The sequence below is a fragment of the Pseudomonas sp. 2995-1 genome (assembly GCF_002742505.1).
Lineage (GTDB): Bacteria > Pseudomonadota > Gammaproteobacteria > Pseudomonadales > Pseudomonadaceae > Aquipseudomonas > Aquipseudomonas sivasensis.
Window position 1 is genome coordinate 297,704 of sequence record NZ_LJSA01000490.1, and the last position, 15,256, is coordinate 312,959.

The 15,256-nt window shown below is 60.5% G+C and carries 16 protein-coding genes; all 16 read left to right on the forward strand.

Annotated elements, in window-relative coordinates; translation table 11 throughout:
- Positions 1 to 12 precede the first annotated feature (12 nt).
- The 16 genes from fliN to AOA61_RS26075 all read left to right on the forward strand — a co-directional run bounded on the left by fliN (position 13) and on the right by AOA61_RS26075 (position 15,256).
- Positions 13 to 480 (forward strand): flagellar motor switch protein FliN, encoded by a 468-nt coding sequence (gene fliN, locus AOA61_RS25995; protein ID WP_032887893.1) that lies wholly within the window; start codon positions 13 to 15, stop codon positions 478 to 480.
- 1 nt (position 481) lies between these two features.
- Entirely contained in the window at positions 482 to 922 is a 441-nt protein-coding gene (gene fliO / locus AOA61_RS26000) for a flagellar biosynthetic protein FliO (RefSeq protein WP_032887895.1), read from the forward strand.
- The gene (fliP, locus tag AOA61_RS26005) at positions 922 to 1,665 is read left to right on the forward strand and encodes a flagellar type III secretion system pore protein FliP (RefSeq protein ID WP_032887897.1); all 744 of its coding nucleotides are present in this window, start codon (positions 922 to 924) and stop codon (positions 1,663 to 1,665) included. The genes fliO and fliP overlap by 1 nt, the downstream gene beginning before the upstream one ends.
- 4 nt (positions 1,666 to 1,669) lie before the next feature.
- The gene (fliQ, locus tag AOA61_RS26010; protein ID WP_003214552.1) at positions 1,670 to 1,939 is read left to right on the forward strand and encodes a flagellar biosynthesis protein FliQ; all 270 of its coding nucleotides are present in this window, start codon (positions 1,670 to 1,672) and stop codon (positions 1,937 to 1,939) included.
- Positions 1,940 to 1,943: 4 nt separating this feature from the next.
- Positions 1,944 to 2,729, forward strand: a complete 786-nt coding sequence (gene fliR, locus AOA61_RS26015) for a flagellar biosynthetic protein FliR (RefSeq protein WP_032887898.1) — start codon at positions 1,944 to 1,946, stop codon at positions 2,727 to 2,729.
- A gap of 3 nt (positions 2,730 to 2,732) precedes the next feature.
- Positions 2,733 to 3,869 (forward strand): flagellar biosynthesis protein FlhB, encoded by a 1,137-nt coding sequence (gene flhB, locus AOA61_RS26020; RefSeq protein WP_095185434.1) that lies wholly within the window; start codon positions 2,733 to 2,735, stop codon positions 3,867 to 3,869.
- 411 nt (positions 3,870 to 4,280) lie between these two features.
- Positions 4,281 to 4,484, forward strand: coding sequence for a cold-shock protein (locus AOA61_RS26030; protein ID WP_032887903.1), 204 nt, complete (start codon positions 4,281 to 4,283; stop codon positions 4,482 to 4,484).
- Between the two features lie 143 nt (positions 4,485 to 4,627).
- Positions 4,628 to 6,757 (forward strand): flagellar biosynthesis protein FlhA, encoded by a 2,130-nt coding sequence (flhA, locus tag AOA61_RS26035; RefSeq protein WP_032888092.1) that lies wholly within the window; start codon positions 4,628 to 4,630, stop codon positions 6,755 to 6,757.
- A 12-nt stretch (positions 6,758 to 6,769) separates the two neighbouring features.
- On the forward strand, positions 6,770 to 8,086 hold the full coding sequence (flhF, locus tag AOA61_RS26040) for a flagellar biosynthesis protein FlhF (protein WP_099603022.1): 1,317 nt from the start codon (positions 6,770 to 6,772) through the stop codon (positions 8,084 to 8,086).
- A 106-nt stretch (positions 8,087 to 8,192) separates the two neighbouring features.
- Positions 8,193 to 9,026 (forward strand): flagellar synthesis regulator FleN, encoded by an 834-nt coding sequence (gene fleN / locus AOA61_RS26045; protein ID WP_003192912.1) that lies wholly within the window; start codon positions 8,193 to 8,195, stop codon positions 9,024 to 9,026.
- Positions 9,023 to 9,763, forward strand: coding sequence for an RNA polymerase sigma factor FliA (gene fliA, locus AOA61_RS26050; RefSeq protein ID WP_015885174.1), 741 nt, complete (start codon positions 9,023 to 9,025; stop codon positions 9,761 to 9,763). Before fleN ends, fliA begins: the two co-directional genes overlap by 4 nt.
- A 170-nt stretch (positions 9,764 to 9,933) precedes the next feature.
- On the forward strand, positions 9,934 to 10,308 hold the full coding sequence (locus AOA61_RS26055; RefSeq protein WP_160385018.1) for a chemotaxis response regulator CheY: 375 nt from the start codon (positions 9,934 to 9,936) through the stop codon (positions 10,306 to 10,308).
- A gap of 18 nt (positions 10,309 to 10,326) precedes the next feature.
- Positions 10,327 to 11,115 (forward strand): protein phosphatase CheZ, encoded by a 789-nt coding sequence (locus AOA61_RS26060; protein ID WP_032887907.1) that lies wholly within the window; start codon positions 10,327 to 10,329, stop codon positions 11,113 to 11,115.
- An 11-nt stretch (positions 11,116 to 11,126) separates the two neighbouring features.
- The gene (locus AOA61_RS26065; RefSeq protein ID WP_099603023.1) at positions 11,127 to 13,328 is read left to right on the forward strand and encodes a chemotaxis protein CheA; all 2,202 of its coding nucleotides are present in this window, start codon (positions 11,127 to 11,129) and stop codon (positions 13,326 to 13,328) included.
- Between the two features lie 48 nt (positions 13,329 to 13,376).
- A complete protein-coding gene (locus tag AOA61_RS26070; RefSeq protein WP_032887910.1) occupies positions 13,377 to 14,516 on the forward strand; it encodes a chemotaxis response regulator protein-glutamate methylesterase in 1,140 nt (379 codons plus the stop codon).
- Positions 14,516 to 15,256: a flagellar motor protein gene (locus tag AOA61_RS26075; RefSeq protein ID WP_032887912.1), complete on the forward strand. Its 741-nt coding sequence runs from the start codon at positions 14,516 to 14,518 to the stop codon at positions 15,254 to 15,256. The genes AOA61_RS26070 and AOA61_RS26075 overlap by 1 nt, the downstream gene beginning before the upstream one ends.

Genomic DNA, 15,256 nt, shown 5'->3' on the forward strand with positions numbered 1-15,256 from the left:
CGAGGACATGTAATGGCTACCGAACACGAAAACACTTCCGCCGAAGACCAGGCTCTGGCTGACGAATGGGCTGCGGCCCTGGAAGAAACCGGCGATGTTGGCCAGGACGATATCGACGCCCTGCTGGCCGCCGATGCCGCCACTGCCCCCGCAGGTAACCGCCTACAGATGGAAGAGTTTGGCAGCGTGCCGAAGAACAACGACCCGGTGACCCTCGATGGGCCGAACCTGGACGTGATCCTCGACATCCCGGTGTCGATTTCCATGGAAGTGGGCAGCACCGACATCAACATCCGCAACCTGCTGCAACTCAACCAGGGCTCGGTGATCGAGCTGGATCGCCTGGCGGGTGAGCCCTTGGACGTGTTGGTCAACGGCACCCTGATTGCCCACGGTGAAGTGGTGGTGGTCAACGAAAAGTTCGGCATCCGCCTGACGGACGTGATCAGCCCAAGCGAACGCATCAAGAAGTTGCGCTGATATGAAGCGGCTGATGGTGGGACTGTTGGTCGCGCTGCCATTGGGCGCTTGGGCCGCAGAGCCGGTGGCCCAGGCGGCCGCCGCGGCGGCGCCGGTCGGCAGCGGCCTCGGTGGCCAGTTGACCCAACTGGTGCTGGGGCTGTTGCTGGTGGTTGGCCTGATCTTCGTGTTGGCCTGGCTGTTGCGCCGCGTACAGCAGGTGGGTCCGGGTAACGCGCAGGTGATCGAGATGATCGGCTCCCGCGCCCTCGGCCCGCGTGATCGGCTGGTGCTGGTGCAAGTGGGTGAAGAGCAGATCCTGCTGGGCCTCACTCCTGGCCGCATCACCCCGTTGCATGTGCTCAAGACCCCAGTGAACGTGGATCAGTCCAAGCCCGCCACGCCCGAATTCGCTCAGCGCCTGATGGAACTGTTGGGCAAGGATCAGAAGGATAAGAAGTAATGCGCGTGTTATTGACGCTCATGCTGTGGCTGGCGGCGCCGTTGGCGTTTGCCGCCGACCCGTTGTCGATCCCGGCGATTACGCTGGGTACCAACGCGGCCGGGGCCCAGGAGTATTCGGTCAGCCTGCAGATCCTGCTGATCATGACCGCGCTGAGCTTTATCCCGGCGTTTGTGATGCTGATGACCAGCTTCACGCGGATCATCATCGTGTTCTCGATTCTGCGTCAGGCCCTGGGCCTGCAACAGACGCCGTCGAACCAGATCCTCACCGGCATGGCGTTGTTTCTGACCATGTTCATCATGGCGCCGGTGTTCGACAAGGTGAACCAGCAAGCCCTGCAGCCCTATCTGGCGGAAACCATCACCGCCCAGGTGGCGATTGACCGGGCACAGGTCCCTATCAAGGATTTCATGCTGTCGCAGACCCGCTCCAGTGACCTTGAGCTGTTCATGCGCCTGTCCAAGCGTACCGACATCGCGACCCCGGACCAGGCGCCGCTGACTATTCTCGTACCGGCCTTTGTGACTTCCGAGTTGAAGACCGCGTTCCAGATCGGCTTCATGATCTTTATCCCGTTCCTGATCATCGACCTGGTGGTGGCGAGCGTGCTGATGGCCATGGGTATGATGATGCTGTCACCACTGATCATCTCGTTGCCGTTCAAGATCATGCTGTTTGTGCTGGTAGACGGTTGGGCGCTGATTATCGGCACCCTGGCCGGCAGTTTCGGCGGGGTATAGCGCAATGACGCCAGAAGTAGCCGTCGACCTGTTCCGAGAAGCGCTGTGGCTGACCACCATGATGGTTGCCGTGCTGGTGGTGCCGAGCCTGTTGGTGGGCCTGCTGGTGGCGATGTTCCAGGCTGCCACCCAGATCAACGAACAGACCTTGAGCTTCCTGCCGCGCCTGCTGGTGATGCTGATCACCCTGATCGTCGCCGGCCCGTGGCTGGTGCAAACCTTTATGGAATACATCCTGCAGCTGTACGGCAGTATTCCGCAGTTGATCGGCTGATCGGGTGAATTCCCTGCTGGCATTGACCGACACCCAGATCAGCACGTGGGTGGCGTCGTTCATCCTGCCGTTGTTCCGCGTGACGGCCATGTTGATGGCCATGCCGGTGTTCGGCACGACCCTGGTGCCACGCCGGGTGCGCCTGTATTTGGCGGTGGCGATCACGGTGGTGCTGGTGCCGGGCTTGCCGCCCATGCCGTCGGTGAATGCCCTGGACCTGAGTGCCCTGATGCTGATCGCCGAACAAGTCCTGATCGGTGCCATGTTGGGGTTTTCCCTGCAACTGTTCTTCCAGGCGTTTGTGATTGCCGGGCAAATCATCTCGATCCAGATGGGCATGGGCTTCGCCTCCATGGTCGACCCCACTAACGGTGTGTCGGCCGCGGTGATCGGGCAATTCCTGACGATGCTGGTGACCTTGCTGTTCCTGGCGATGAACGGGCATCTGGTGGCGTTCGAGGTGCTGACCGAAAGCTTCACCACCTTGCCGGTGGGGTCGGGGTTGGTGGTCAATCACTTCTGGGAAACGGTCGGGCGCCTCGGTTGGGTGCTGGGCGCGTCGCTGTTGCTGGTACTGCCGGCGATTACCGCATTGTTGGTGGTCAACATCGCGTTTGGCGTGATGACCCGTGCGGCGCCGCAGTTGAACATCTTTTCGATTGGTTTCCCGTTGACCCTGGTATTGGGCATGGGGATTTTCTGGATCGGCCTGGCCGACATTCTCAATCAGTATCAACCGCTGGCGACCGACGCCTTGCAGTTCTTACGTGATCTGGCACGGGCGCGCTGAGCCATGGCCGAGAGCGAGAGTGGTCAGGACAAAACAGAAGACCCCACGGAGAAACGTAAAAAGGACTCCAGGGAAAAGGGCGAGATTGCGCGCTCCAAAGAGCTCAATACCGTTGCGACGATGATGGCCGGTGCCGGCGCCTTGCTGATCTACGGCGGTGGTTTGGCGCTCGACTTGCTGGAGCTGATGAAGCACAACTTCACCTTGCCTCGTGAGGTGTTGCTTAACCCGGATGCGATGGGGCAATACCTGTTGCACTCGGGCAAGATCGCGATCCTGGCGGTGCAGCCCATCCTGATTACCTTGTTGCTGGCCGCGCTGATCGGTCCGGTAGCCCTCGGCGGCTGGCTGTTCGCCGCGAGCAGCATGGCGCCTAAGTTCAGCCGCATGAACCCCGGGGCCGGGCTCAAGCGCATGTTCTCCGCCAAGGCCCTGGTGGAGCTGCTCAAGGCCCTGGCCAAGTTCATCCTGATTCTGTTTGTGGCGCTGATGGTGTTGTCGTCAGACATCGACGACCTGCTGCGTATCGCCCACGAACCGTTGGAGTCGGCGATCATCCACAGCGTGCAGGTGGTCGGCTGGAGTGCGCTATGGATGGCCGCCGGGCTGATCATCATTGCGGCAGTGGATGCGCCGATCCAGCTGTGGGAAAGCCACAAAAAACTGCTGATGACCAAGCAGGAAGTGCGCGACGAACACAAGGATCAGGAAGGGCGGCCCGAGGTCAAGCAACGCATCCGCCAGCTGCAGCGGGAAATGTCCCAGCGCAAGATGATGGCGTCGGTGCCCGACGCCGACGTGGTCATCACCAACCCGACCCACTACGCCGTGGCCCTCAAGTACGACCCGGAGAAGGGTGGCGCACCGATGCTGCTGGCCAAGGGCAGCGACTTTACTGCGCTGAAAATCCGCGAAATCGCCGTGGCCCACGACATCCTGTTGCTCGAATCGCCGGAACTGGCGCGGTCGATCTTCTACTCCACCGATCTCGATCAGGAAATCCCCGCCGGGCTTTACTTGGCCGTGGCTCAGGTGTTGGCGTATGTCTATCAGATCCGCCAATACCGCGCGGGCAAGGGCAAGCGTCCGGACCCGCTCAAGGATCTGCCGATCCCGCCGGAATTGCGCCGCGATTCCTGATTATCAACTGCCCCGAACTCTCCCTCCCGGCTCCATCCTTCCCCCTACCACTCGTCGTTGTCGGTCGTCTACCTGTCAACTTTGACAGTAGCTGCCGTCCCTTTATCGCGGTTCCATAACACTGGGTTTTCCACGCACATTGCTGTGCGTGAGGCAGAGGGTGTTGCAATGGAAGTGGTTAAAGGGACGGTCGAGGAATACGACCGCAAAACAGGGGAGGGAGTGATTGCAATGGATGGCGGCGACGAACACGTGTTGGTGGATCTCACGAGTTCTGCAGGGATTTGGCTCAGAGAGGGCCTAAGGGTGCAATTTACGAGGATCCACCGCCCTGAGGGCGTATTCGCGTCCCATATCAAGATTATCCAGTGAGTCTCGCGTGGTGTGCTGAGCGAGGTCAGGAGAGCGGCAATGTCGACAGGTACGGTGAAGTGGTTTAACGGGGAAAAAGGCTATGGCTTTATCAGTCAGGATGGTGGGGGAGATCTCTTCGTCCACTATTCGGCGATCAAGGGCGAGGGCTATAAAACCCTTGAGGAGGGGCAGAAAGTGGAGTTCAAAGTAGAAACAGGTCAAAAGGGTGATCAGGCTACCGAAGTGCAAATCGTCAGTTGAATTGCCCGGCCTGATAGTGCTCCAGCGTGCTTGGGAGCAATCCGCGTTTTTTAAAGCAAAAGTTGGAAGGCTTCTTGCAATACCGCCTCCAGGACGCCTTCCGGCGTCAAAAGTTTGCTTCAAGGAAACGAGGAATACCGGTGGTGGATCGCTCTCAAATGCTCGGCACGGCCCGTACGACCCTGACTGACCTCTCGCGGGGCAATCTGGGTGTGCCGTTGTTGTTGCTGGTGATGCTGGCAATGATGATGTTGCCGATGCCGCCGTTCTTGCTGGACGTATTCTTCACCTTCAACATTGCGTTGTCGGTCGTGGTCCTGTTGGTATGCGTTTACGCCCTGCGGCCGCTGGACTTTGCGGTATTCCCGACGATCCTGCTGGTGGCGACCCTGCTGCGGCTGGCGCTCAACGTGGCGTCCACCCGCGTCGTCATGCTCCACGGCCAGGACGGCCACGCGGCCGCCGGTAAGGTGATCCAGGCCTTCGGTGAGGTGGTGATCGGCGGTAACTACGTGGTCGGTATCGTGGTGTTCGCGATCCTGATGATCATTAACTTCGTGGTGGTCACCAAGGGCGCCGGGCGGATTTCCGAGGTGAGCGCGCGCTTTACCCTCGACGCCATGCCCGGCAAACAAATGGCCATCGACGCCGACCTCAACGCCGGTCTGATCGACCAGAATCAAGCCAAGACCCGCCGCCTGGAAGTGGCACAGGAAGCCGAGTTCTACGGCTCCATGGACGGTGCCAGCAAATTCGTGCGCGGTGACGCCATCGCTGGCCTGTTGATTCTGTTCATCAACCTGATCGGCGGCATGGCCGTCGGTATCTTTCAGCACGGCATGACCTTCGGCGATGCGGGCAAGGTGTACGCCTTGCTGACCATCGGTGACGGTTTAGTGGCGCAATTGCCATCACTGTTGTTATCTACAGCTGCAGCCATCATGGTGACCCGTGCGTCGGGCTCCGAAGACATGGGCAAGCAGATCAGCCGGCAGATGTTTGCATCGCCCAAGGCGTTGGCCGTGGCGGCGGGCATCATGGCGATCATGGGTATCGTCCCGGGCATGCCCCATGTGTCGTTCCTGAGCATGGCGGCCATGGCGGGCGGTGGTGCCTACCTGTTCTGGAAGAAGCAAAACGCGGTCAAGGTCCAGGCCCTGCAAGAAGTTGCGCGTCAACAAGAACTGCTGCCATCGCCAGCCCGCGCCCAGGAAACCAAGGAGTTGGGCTGGGACGACGTGACCCCCATCGACATGATCGGCCTGGAAGTCGGCTATCGCCTGATCCCGCTGGTGGACCGCAACCAAGGCGGCCAATTGCTCGCGCGGATCAAGGGCGTGCGTAAGAAACTCTCGCAGGACCTGGGCTTCCTGATGCCCACCGTGCACATCCGCGACAACCTCGACCTGGCTCCGAGCGCCTACCGCCTGACCCTGATGGGGGTGATCCTGGCCGAAGCCGAGATCTATCCGGATCGCGAGTTGGCGATCAACCCAGGCCAGGTGTTCGGCAGCCTCAACGGCATTACCGCCAAAGATCCGGCTTTCGGCCTGGAGGCGGTATGGATCGAAATCAGCCAGCGCAGCCAGGCGCAGTCACTGGGCTATACCGTGGTGGACGCCAGCACGGTGGTCGCGACACACCTCAACCAGATTCTGTACAAGCACTCCCACGAGCTCATCGGCCACGAAGAAGTCCAGCAATTGATGGGCTTACTGGGCAAAGCCTCGCCAAAACTGGCGGAAGAGCTGGTGCCCGGCGTGCTGTCGCTGTCGCAATTGCTCAAGGTGCTGCAAGCGCTGCTGGCCGAACAGGTACCGGTACGCGACATTCGCAGCATTGCCGAGGCCATCGCCAACAACGCCGCCAAGAGTCAAGATACCGCCGCGCTGGTGGCTGCGGTGCGTGTCGGATTGTCCCGTGCAATCGTGCAAAGCATTGTAGGGCTTGACTCTGAGCTGCCTGTGATCACCTTGGAACCAAGGTTGGAACAAATATTGCTCAATAGTATTCAGAAGGCAGGACAAGGCCAGGAAGAGGGCGTTCTGCTGGAGCCAAGCATGGCTGAAAAGCTGCAGCGTTCGTTGATCGACGCCGCACAGCGTCAGGAAATGCAGGGCCAACCGGTGATTCTGCTGGTGGCAGGTCCGGTCCGCGCGATGTTGTCGCGGTTTGGACGCTTGGCAGTACCGAATTTGCACGTTTTGGCTTATCAGGAAATTCCTGACAACAAGCAAGTGACTATCGTCGCGACAGTAGGGCCCAACGGCTGAGGGTAGTGGGTTATGCAAGTTAAGCGTTTTTTCGCCGCCGATATGCGTCAGGCCATGAAACTGGTCCGTGATGAGCTGGGCGCCGACGCCGCGATTATCGGTAACCGTCGTATTGCCGGCGGTGTCGAGCTGACGGCTGCCCTGGATTACACCCCCTCGGCGCTGGCGCCGCGTGTACCGAACATGGAGCTCGAAGACGAGCTGCGCAAGACCGCTTCGCGCATCGTCTCGGCCCAGGCTGAGCTGAGCATGCGTGGCGACAGCGATACCACCACCAATCGCCAGTTGTTCGCCGGGCTGCCGCTGACCGCTGCCGAACCACTGGTTGAGCCGACCTTCGTCGAGCCGCCGCGTCCTGCCGCGCCAGCCCCGGCCGCCGCAGTTGACCAGCGTGTGTTCGACTCGATGCGCTTTGAGCTCAACGGCCTGCGCGAACTGCTGGAAGTGCAGCTCGGCTCGCTGGCCTGGACGCAGCTGCAAGGCAGCAAACCGCAACAGGCCAACCTGTGGCGTCGCCTGCAACGCATTGGCTTGTCCGGCCCGTTGTCCCGCGACCTGCTGGCCCTGACCACCGAAATCGAAGAACCACGCCAGGCCTGGCGCATGTTGCTGGCACACCTGGCGCGGATGATCGCTACCCCGGAAATCGAACCCCTGGAAGAGGGCGGTGTGATCGCCATGGTCGGCCCTGCCGGCATGGGCAAGACCACCACCCTCGCCAAGCTGGCAGCGCGTTATGTGCTCAAGTACGGCGCGAATAATATCGCGCTGGTGAGCATGGACAGCTACCGGATCGGCGCCCAGGAGCAGCTCAAGACGTTGGGCCGCATCCTCAATGTACCGGTGACCCACGTCGACCCGGGCCAGTCCCTGGCCAACGCCCTTGATCCGCTGCTGCGCAAGCGCGTGGTGCTGATCGACACCGCCGGCTTGCAAGCCAGCGACCCGGCGTTGCGCATGCAACTGGAAACCCTGGGCGGGCGTGGCATCAAGTCGAAAAATTACCTGGTGCTTGCAACCACCAGCCAAAAACAGGTTCTTACCGCTGCGTACCATAGCTACAAACGCTGTGGCCTGGCCGGTTGCATCCTCACGAAACTGGATGAAACCGCCAGCCTGGGTGAGGTGTTGAGCCTGGCTATCAGTCATGAATTACCGGTTGCCTACCTGACCGACGGGCCGCGGATCCCGGATGATCTTCATCTGCCGCGCCGTCATCAGTTGGTCAGCCGTGCCGTCAGCGTGCAAATGCAAGAAGAGCCTAGCGAGGAAGCGATGGCCGATATGTTCGCCGACCTCTACCACAACCCGGCAAAACGGGTCGGTTGAAGTCAGGATGAACACCGTGAAATGTACCTACATTGATGGTCTGCAAGCGATTCACGCGGCCAAGCCATGTAGCCTGCGTCTAAGCAAGACAAGGTAAAGAAATAAAATGGGCAGCATGCATCCCGTACAGGTGATCGCGGTGACCGGCGGCAAAGGTGGCGTCGGAAAGACTAACGTGTCAGTGAATTTGTCCCTGGCCCTGGCAGAGCTTGGCCGTCGCGTCATGCTGCTGGATGCTGACCTGGGGCTGGCGAACGTCGACGTTCTGCTGGGACTGACGCCCAAACACACCCTTGCCGATGTGATCGAGGGGCGCTGTGAGCTGCGCGACGTGCTGCTCCAGGGCCCTGGCGGGATCCGCATCGTGCCGGCTGCCTCCGGTACCCAGAGCATGGTGCACCTGAGCCCGGCGCAGCATGCCGGCCTGATCCAGGCATTCAGTGATATCGGCGACAACCTCGACGTGCTGGTGATCGACACCGCCGCCGGGATCGGCGAGTCCGTGGTCAGCTTCGTGCGCGCCGCGCAGGAAGTCCTGCTGGTGGTCTGCGATGAACCCACCTCGATCACCGACGCCTACGCCCTGATCAAACTGCTTAACCGTGACTACGGCATGAACCGCTTCCGCGTCCTGGCCAACATGGCCCAGAGTCCGCAGGAAGGGCGCAATCTGTTCGCCAAGTTGACCAAGGTCACGGATCGCTTCCTCGATGTCGCCTTACAATACGTCGGCGCAGTTCCCTACGACGAGTGCGTGCGCAAGGCTGTGCAAAAGCAGCGTGCAGTCTACGAAGCGTTCCCTCGTTCCAAATGCGCATTGGCGTTCAAGGCTATTGCCCAGAAGGTCGATACCTGGCCGTTGCCCGCCAACCCTCGTGGGCATCTGGAGTTTTTCGTCGAGCGATTGGTACATCAGACGAGCGCAGGACCGGTGCTATGACAGCGAATGGCTACAACGCCTACAAGAAATCTGCCCGTGACAGTCAGGGTGAGTTGATTGAGCGCTATGCGCCGCTGGTCAAGCGTATCGCCTATCACTTGCTGGCTCGCCTGCCCGCCAGCGTGCAGGTCGAGGACCTGATCCAGGCCGGCATGATCGGCTTGCTTGAAGTGTCGACCAAATACGATGCCAGCAAAGGCGCGAGTTTCGAGACGTATGCGGGTATCCGTATCCGTGGCGCGATGCTTGATGAGGTGCGTAAAGGTGATTGGGCGCCGCGTTCGGTGCACCGAAATACGCGCATGGTCAGCGACGCAATTCGTGCAATTGAAGCAAAAACCGGTCGCGACGCTAAAGATCATGAAGTTGCGGCCGAACTCCAATTGAGTCTCGACGATTATTACGGGATTTTGAACGATACCTTGGGCAGCCGCCTGTTCAGTTTCGACGACCTGTTGCAGGACGGCGAACACGAAGGGCTGCACGAGGACGGCGCGAGCGCGCATATGGAACCGTCACGCGACCTGGAAGATGAACGCTTCCAGGGTGCATTGGCGGACGCCATTGCCAACTTGCCCGAGCGCGAGCGGTTAGTGTTGGCGCTGTATTACGACGAAGAGCTGAACCTCAAGGAAATCGGTGAGGTCCTGGGGGTCAGCGAATCGCGTGTCAGCCAGTTGCACAGCCAATGCGCAGCCCGCTTGCGGGGGCGATTGGGAGAGTGGCGAGCGCGCTGACAGGCAGTGTGGGGAGCATTGCAAAGCGATACCGCGAAGGTGATAGGCCTTCGTGGGTTCGATCCGTGGTGCCCCCGGCAGTCCTTTTTGTGTAATGCCTGTTGATTGAAATGGCGCGTCCAGGTGCTGGGCGCGTTTAAGACTGCTTGGAGGTCGAATTGGACAAGAACATGAAAATCCTCATCGTTGATGACTTCTCAACGATGCGGCGGATCATAAAAAACCTGTTGCGTGACCTTGGGTTCACAAACACGGTCGAGGCGGATGACGGCCTTACGGCGATTCCGATCCTCAACAGCGGGAGCATCGACTTTCTGGTAACAGACTGGAACATGCCGGGCATGACCGGTATCGACTTGTTGCGCCACGTGCGTGCCGACGAAAAACTGCGCAGCCTTCCCGTGTTGATGGTGACCGCCGAAGCCAAGCGTGAACAGATCATCGAAGCCGCCCAGGCCGGGGTCAACGGTTACGTAGTCAAGCCATTCACTGCACAGGCCTTGAAAGAGAAGATCGAAAAGATCTTTGAACGCATCCACGGCTAATGCCATCGCGGGGGAGCTATGGAGCATAAAGAAACGTCACAGGGAGACTTTGAGTCGACCCTGAAAAAGCATGCTCACCAGTTGGTCGACAGCCTTGAAAAAGGCCACTTCGGCGACGCGGTGCAGTTGATCCATGAGCTCAACCAGACCCGTGACCGCGGCCTGTACCAGGAAGTGGGCAAGCTCACACGCGAGCTGCACAGTGCGATCGTCAATTTTCAGATTGACCCGCACATGCCCCAGGCCGAAGAAATCTCGCAGATCACTGATGCCACCGAACGCCTGTCCTATGTGGTCAGGCTGACCGAGGCCGCGGCCAACCGCACCATGGACTTGGTGGAAAATGCCACGCCTCTGGTCAACGGCATGGCCAATGAAGCCCAGGCCCTCAGCGTTGACTGGGGCCGCTTCATGCGTCGCGAAGTCGGGGCTGAAGAGTTTCGTGAATTGGCCCGTCGGGTCGACGGTTTCCTGTCGCGCAGCGAACAGGAAAACCGCACGGTTTCCAGCAACCTCAATGACATTCTGCTGGCCCAGGATTACCAGGACCTCACCGGTCAGGTGATCAAACGTGTAACCCAGTTGGTTACCGAAGTGGAAAGCAATTTGCTCAAATTGGTGCTCATGGCTGGCCAGGTAGACCGTTTTGCCGGCATCGAACATGACCGCGAAGCGATCCTCTCTGAAAAAGATCCACAAAAACATCTCGCCAAGGGTGAAGGTCCGCAGATTCATGCCGATAAACGTGAAGACGTTGTGTCAGGTCAGGATGACGTAGATGACCTGTTATCCAGTTTAGGCTTCTAAGGAGCACCCACATGAGCTTCGGCGCCGATGAAGAGATCCTTCAGGATTTCCTTGTAGAGGCCGGCGAAATTTTAGAGCAACTGTCCGAACAACTGGTCGAGCTGGAAAGCCGACCGGATGATGCGAACCTGCTCAATGCAATTTTTCGCGGTTTTCATACTGTAAAAGGGGGCGCCGGCTTCCTCCAGCTCCATGAGCTGGTGGAGTGCTGCCACATCGCCGAGAACGTGTTCGACATCCTGCGCAAGGGTGAGCGTCACGTTGATTCGGAATTGATGGACGTGATTCTCGAAGCACTGGATGCGGTCAACGGCATGTTCAGCGAAGTTCGCGAACGTGCCCCGATCACGGCTGCCACCCCGGAACTGCTGGCCGCCCTGGCGCGCTATGCAGAGCCGGCCGACACCACGGCAGCGCCGGTGGTTGAGGCCGCGCCTGAGCCGGTGGCGGAGCCTGAAGCGGATGTGACGGACAACGAGTTCGAACAACTGCTCAACTCCCTCAGTGCCGTCAAGGCCGAAGCTGAAGCACCGGCCGCCGTTGCCCCGGCAGCGGCACCGACCAGTGAAGACATCACCGACGCCGAGTTCGAATCCCTGCTCGACCAGTTGCACGGTAAAGGCCAGTTTGCCGCCGATGCGGTGGCGCCTGTCGCGGCTGCCGAAGCGCCTGCGGCCCCGGCCAGCACCGACATCACCGATGACGAATTCGAAGCCTTGCTTGACCAGTTGCACGGCAAAGGCACGTTTGCGGTCGACGCCCTGCCGGAAGTGGCGGCAGCGCCTGCTGCTGCGGCGGCTGCCAGTGCCAAGCCTGCGGACGATGGGTTGATCTCTGATCACGAATTCGAAGCGCTGCTGGATGATTTGCACGGCAAGGGCAAGTTCAGCGAAGTCGCCCCAGCGGCTGCAGTCGCCACGGCAGCACCGGCTGCTGCTAAAGCGGCTGCGCCTGCGCCTGTGGCAGCGGCCAAGCCCGCAGCCCCGGCTCCAGCTCCTGCGCGTGCGGCTGCGCCACCACCGGCGGAAAAACCCGCCAGTGAAGCCGAAACCACCGTGCGGGTTGATACCGCGCGTCTGGACGACATCATGAACATGGTCGGCGAGCTGGTACTGGTGCGTAACCGCCTGGTGCGCCTTGGCTTGAGCAGTGGCGATGAAGCCATGCAGAAGGCCGTGTCGAACCTCGACGTGGTGACGGCTGACCTGCAAACCGCGGTGATGAAAACCCGGATGCAGCCGATCAAGAAAGTCTTCGGCCGCTTCCCGCGCCTGGTTCGTGACCTGGCGCGCCAGCTGAAGAAAGAGATCAACCTGGAACTGGTGGGTGAAGAAACCGACCTCGACAAAAACCTTGTCGAGGCCCTGGCCGACCCGCTGGTCCACTTGGTGCGCAACGCTGTCGATCACGGCGTCGAAACCCCTGAAGAACGCGAAGCCTCGGGCAAGTCCCGTGGCGGCAAGGTGATTCTGGCGGCGGAGCAAGAGGGCGACCACATCCTGCTGTCGATCACCGATGACGGCAAGGGCATGGACCCGGCGATCTTGCGCAATATCGCCGTCAAGCGTGGCGTGATGGACAAGGACGCCGCCGACCGCCTGACCGACACCGAGTGCTACAACCTGATCTTCGCCCCTGGCTTCTCGACCAAGACCGAGATCTCCGACGTGTCGGGCCGTGGCGTGGGCATGGACGTGGTGAAGACCAAGATCAGCCAGCTCAATGGCTCGATCAACATCTACTCGACCAAGGGCCAGGGCTCCAAGATCGTCATCAAGGTGCCGTTGACCTTGGCGATCATGCCGACCCTGATGGTGATGCTGGGCAACCAGGCGTTCGCCTTCCCGTTGGTCAACGTCAACGAGATCTTCCACCTCGACCTGTCGCGCACCAACGTGGTGGACGGTCAGGAAGTGGTGATCGTGCGTGATAAAGCGCTGCCGTTGTTCTACCTCAAGCGCTGGCTGGTTGCATCGGCTGCCCATGAGGAGCAGCGCGAAGGCCATGTGGTGATTCTCTCGGTGGGCACTCAGCGGATCGGCTTTGTCGTCGATCAACTGGTTGGCCAGGAAGAAGTGGTCATCAAGCCTTTGGGCAAAATGCTGCAGGGAACCCCGGGCATGTCGGGTGCGACCATTACCGGTGACGGTCGGATCGCGCTGATTCTCGATGTTCCGAGCATGCTCAAGCGTTACGCCGCACGGCGTATTTGATTCTGGCGGGGCAGGGCGGTAATGCCCGCCCCGCCTAACGGAGTGTTTATGGCAGTCAAGGTCCTGGTGGTGGACGATTCGGGTTTCTTCCGCCGCCGCGTCTCGGAAATTCTTTCCGCCGATCCAAGCATCCAGGTGGTCGGTACGGCCACCAACGGTAAAGAGGCGATTGATCAAGCCATTGCGCTAAAGCCGGACGTGATCACCATGGACTACGAGATGCCGATGATGGATGGCATCACGGCAGTTCGGCACATCATGCAACGCTGCCCGACCCCGGTATTGATGTTCTCCTCGCTGACCCATGAAGGTGCCCGAGTGACCCTCGACGCGCTGGATGCCGGTGCGGTGGACTTCCTGCCGAAGAATTTCGAAGACATCTCGCGCAACCCCGATAAGGTCAAGCAACTGCTGTGCGAGAAAGTCCACAGTATTTCCCGCAGTAACCGTCGCAGCCTGTTCAGCGCCCCAGCACCCGCCCCGGCGCCGGTAGCTGCGCCGTCTGCGCCCACCAGTTCCTCGTTCAGCCGCCCGGCGCCTGCCCCGGTTACCCGGCCTGCGCCGCCGCCGGTACGCACGTCAGCACCGGCTGCCGCGCATGCCCATTCGCCAGCGCCCAAGCGCAAGGCTTACAAGCTGGTTGCCATTGGGACTTCCACCGGTGGCCCGGTGGCCTTGCAGCGCGTATTGACCCAATTGCCGGCCAACTTCCCGGCGCCGATCGTGTTGATCCAGCACATGCCAGCGGCGTTCACCAAAGCGTTTGCCGAGCGTCTGGACAAGTTATGCCGCATCAGCGTCAAGGAAGCCGAGGATGGCGACATCCTGCGCCCTGGCCTGGCGCTGCTGGCCCCAGGCGGCAAGCAGATGATGGTCGATGGCCGTGGCGCGATCAAAATCCTTCCGGGTGACGAGCGCCTCAACTACAAGCCGTGCGTGGACATTACCTTCGGTTCGGCGGCCAAGTCCTACGGTGACAAAGTTCTGGCGGTGGTGCTCACCGGCATGGGCGCCGACGGTCGTGAAGGCGCGCGCCTGCTCAAGCAGGGCGGCAGTGCGATCTGGGCCCAGGACGAAGCCAGTTGCGTGATCTATGGCATGCCCATGGCCATCGTCAAGGCTGACCTGGCCGACGCCGTTTACAGCCTGGACGACATCGGCAAGCATCTGGTGGAGGCCTGCCTCTGATGGATGTATTGAGCCTGATCGGCATCATCATGGCGTTTGTCGCCATTATCGGCGGCAACTACCTCGAAGGCGGCCACCTCGGCGCCCTGGCCAACGGCCCGGCGGCGCTGATCGTGATTGGCGGCACCGTGGGCGCTGCGTTGTTGCAGTCACCGATGAGCTCGTTCAAGCGTGCGATGCAGATCGTGATCTGGATCATCTTCCCGCCACGTGTCGACTTGGCCGGTGGCATCGACCGGGTGGTCAACTGGAGCCTCACCGCACGCAAGGAAGGCCTGCTGGGCCTGGAAGGCGTGGCCGATGCCGAGCCCGACAGCTACTCGCGTAAAGGCTTGCAGTTGTTGGTCGACGGTGCCGAGCCGGAAGCGATCCGCAGCATCCTGGAAGTGGATTTCTACACCCAGGAAAGCCGCGACATCAACGCCGCCAAAGTGTTTGAAAGCATGGGCGGCTACGCGCCGACCATCGGCATCATCGGCGCAGTCATGGGCCTGATCCACGTGATGGGCAACCTGGCCGACCCTTCGCAATTGGGCAGCGGCATCGCCGTGGCGTTCGTCGCGACTATCTATGGTGTGGCCAGTGCCAACCTGGTGCTGTTGCCGGTAGCGAGCAAGCTCAAATCCATTGCCATGCGCCAGTCCCGTTACCGCGAGATGCTGCTCGAAGGCATTCTCTCGATTGCCGAGGGCGAGAACCCGCGCTCCATCGAATTGAAGCTTCAGGGCTTCATGGATTGA

Bases quoted from the DNA above. Each gene is read 5' to 3' on its own strand.
- fliA (WP_015885174.1), top strand. From the start codon at position 9,023: ATGACAGCGAATGGCTACAACGCCTACAAGAAATCTGCCCGTGACAGT.
- fliO (WP_032887895.1), top strand. From the start codon at position 482: ATGAAGCGGCTGATGGTGGGACTGTTGGTCGCGCTGCCATTGGGCGCT.
- AOA61_RS26075 (WP_032887912.1), top strand. From the start codon at position 14,516: ATGGATGTATTGAGCCTGATCGGCATCATCATGGCGTTTGTCGCCATT.
- fliP (WP_032887897.1), top strand. From the start codon at position 922: ATGCGCGTGTTATTGACGCTCATGCTGTGGCTGGCGGCGCCGTTGGCG.
- AOA61_RS26030 (WP_032887903.1), top strand. From the start codon at position 4,281: ATGTCGACAGGTACGGTGAAGTGGTTTAACGGGGAAAAAGGCTATGGC.
- flhF (WP_099603022.1), top strand. From the start codon at position 6,770: ATGCAAGTTAAGCGTTTTTTCGCCGCCGATATGCGTCAGGCCATGAAA.
- fliN (WP_032887893.1), top strand. From the start codon at position 13: ATGGCTACCGAACACGAAAACACTTCCGCCGAAGACCAGGCTCTGGCT.
- fliQ (WP_003214552.1), top strand. From the start codon at position 1,670: ATGACGCCAGAAGTAGCCGTCGACCTGTTCCGAGAAGCGCTGTGGCTG.
- AOA61_RS26065 (WP_099603023.1), top strand. From the start codon at position 11,127: ATGAGCTTCGGCGCCGATGAAGAGATCCTTCAGGATTTCCTTGTAGAG.
- AOA61_RS26060 (WP_032887907.1), top strand. From the start codon at position 10,327: ATGGAGCATAAAGAAACGTCACAGGGAGACTTTGAGTCGACCCTGAAA.
- AOA61_RS26055 (WP_160385018.1), top strand. From the start codon at position 9,934: ATGAAAATCCTCATCGTTGATGACTTCTCAACGATGCGGCGGATCATA.
- fleN (WP_003192912.1), top strand. From the start codon at position 8,193: ATGGGCAGCATGCATCCCGTACAGGTGATCGCGGTGACCGGCGGCAAA.
- AOA61_RS26070 (WP_032887910.1), top strand. From the start codon at position 13,377: ATGGCAGTCAAGGTCCTGGTGGTGGACGATTCGGGTTTCTTCCGCCGC.
- flhB (WP_095185434.1), top strand. From the start codon at position 2,733: ATGGCCGAGAGCGAGAGTGGTCAGGACAAAACAGAAGACCCCACGGAG.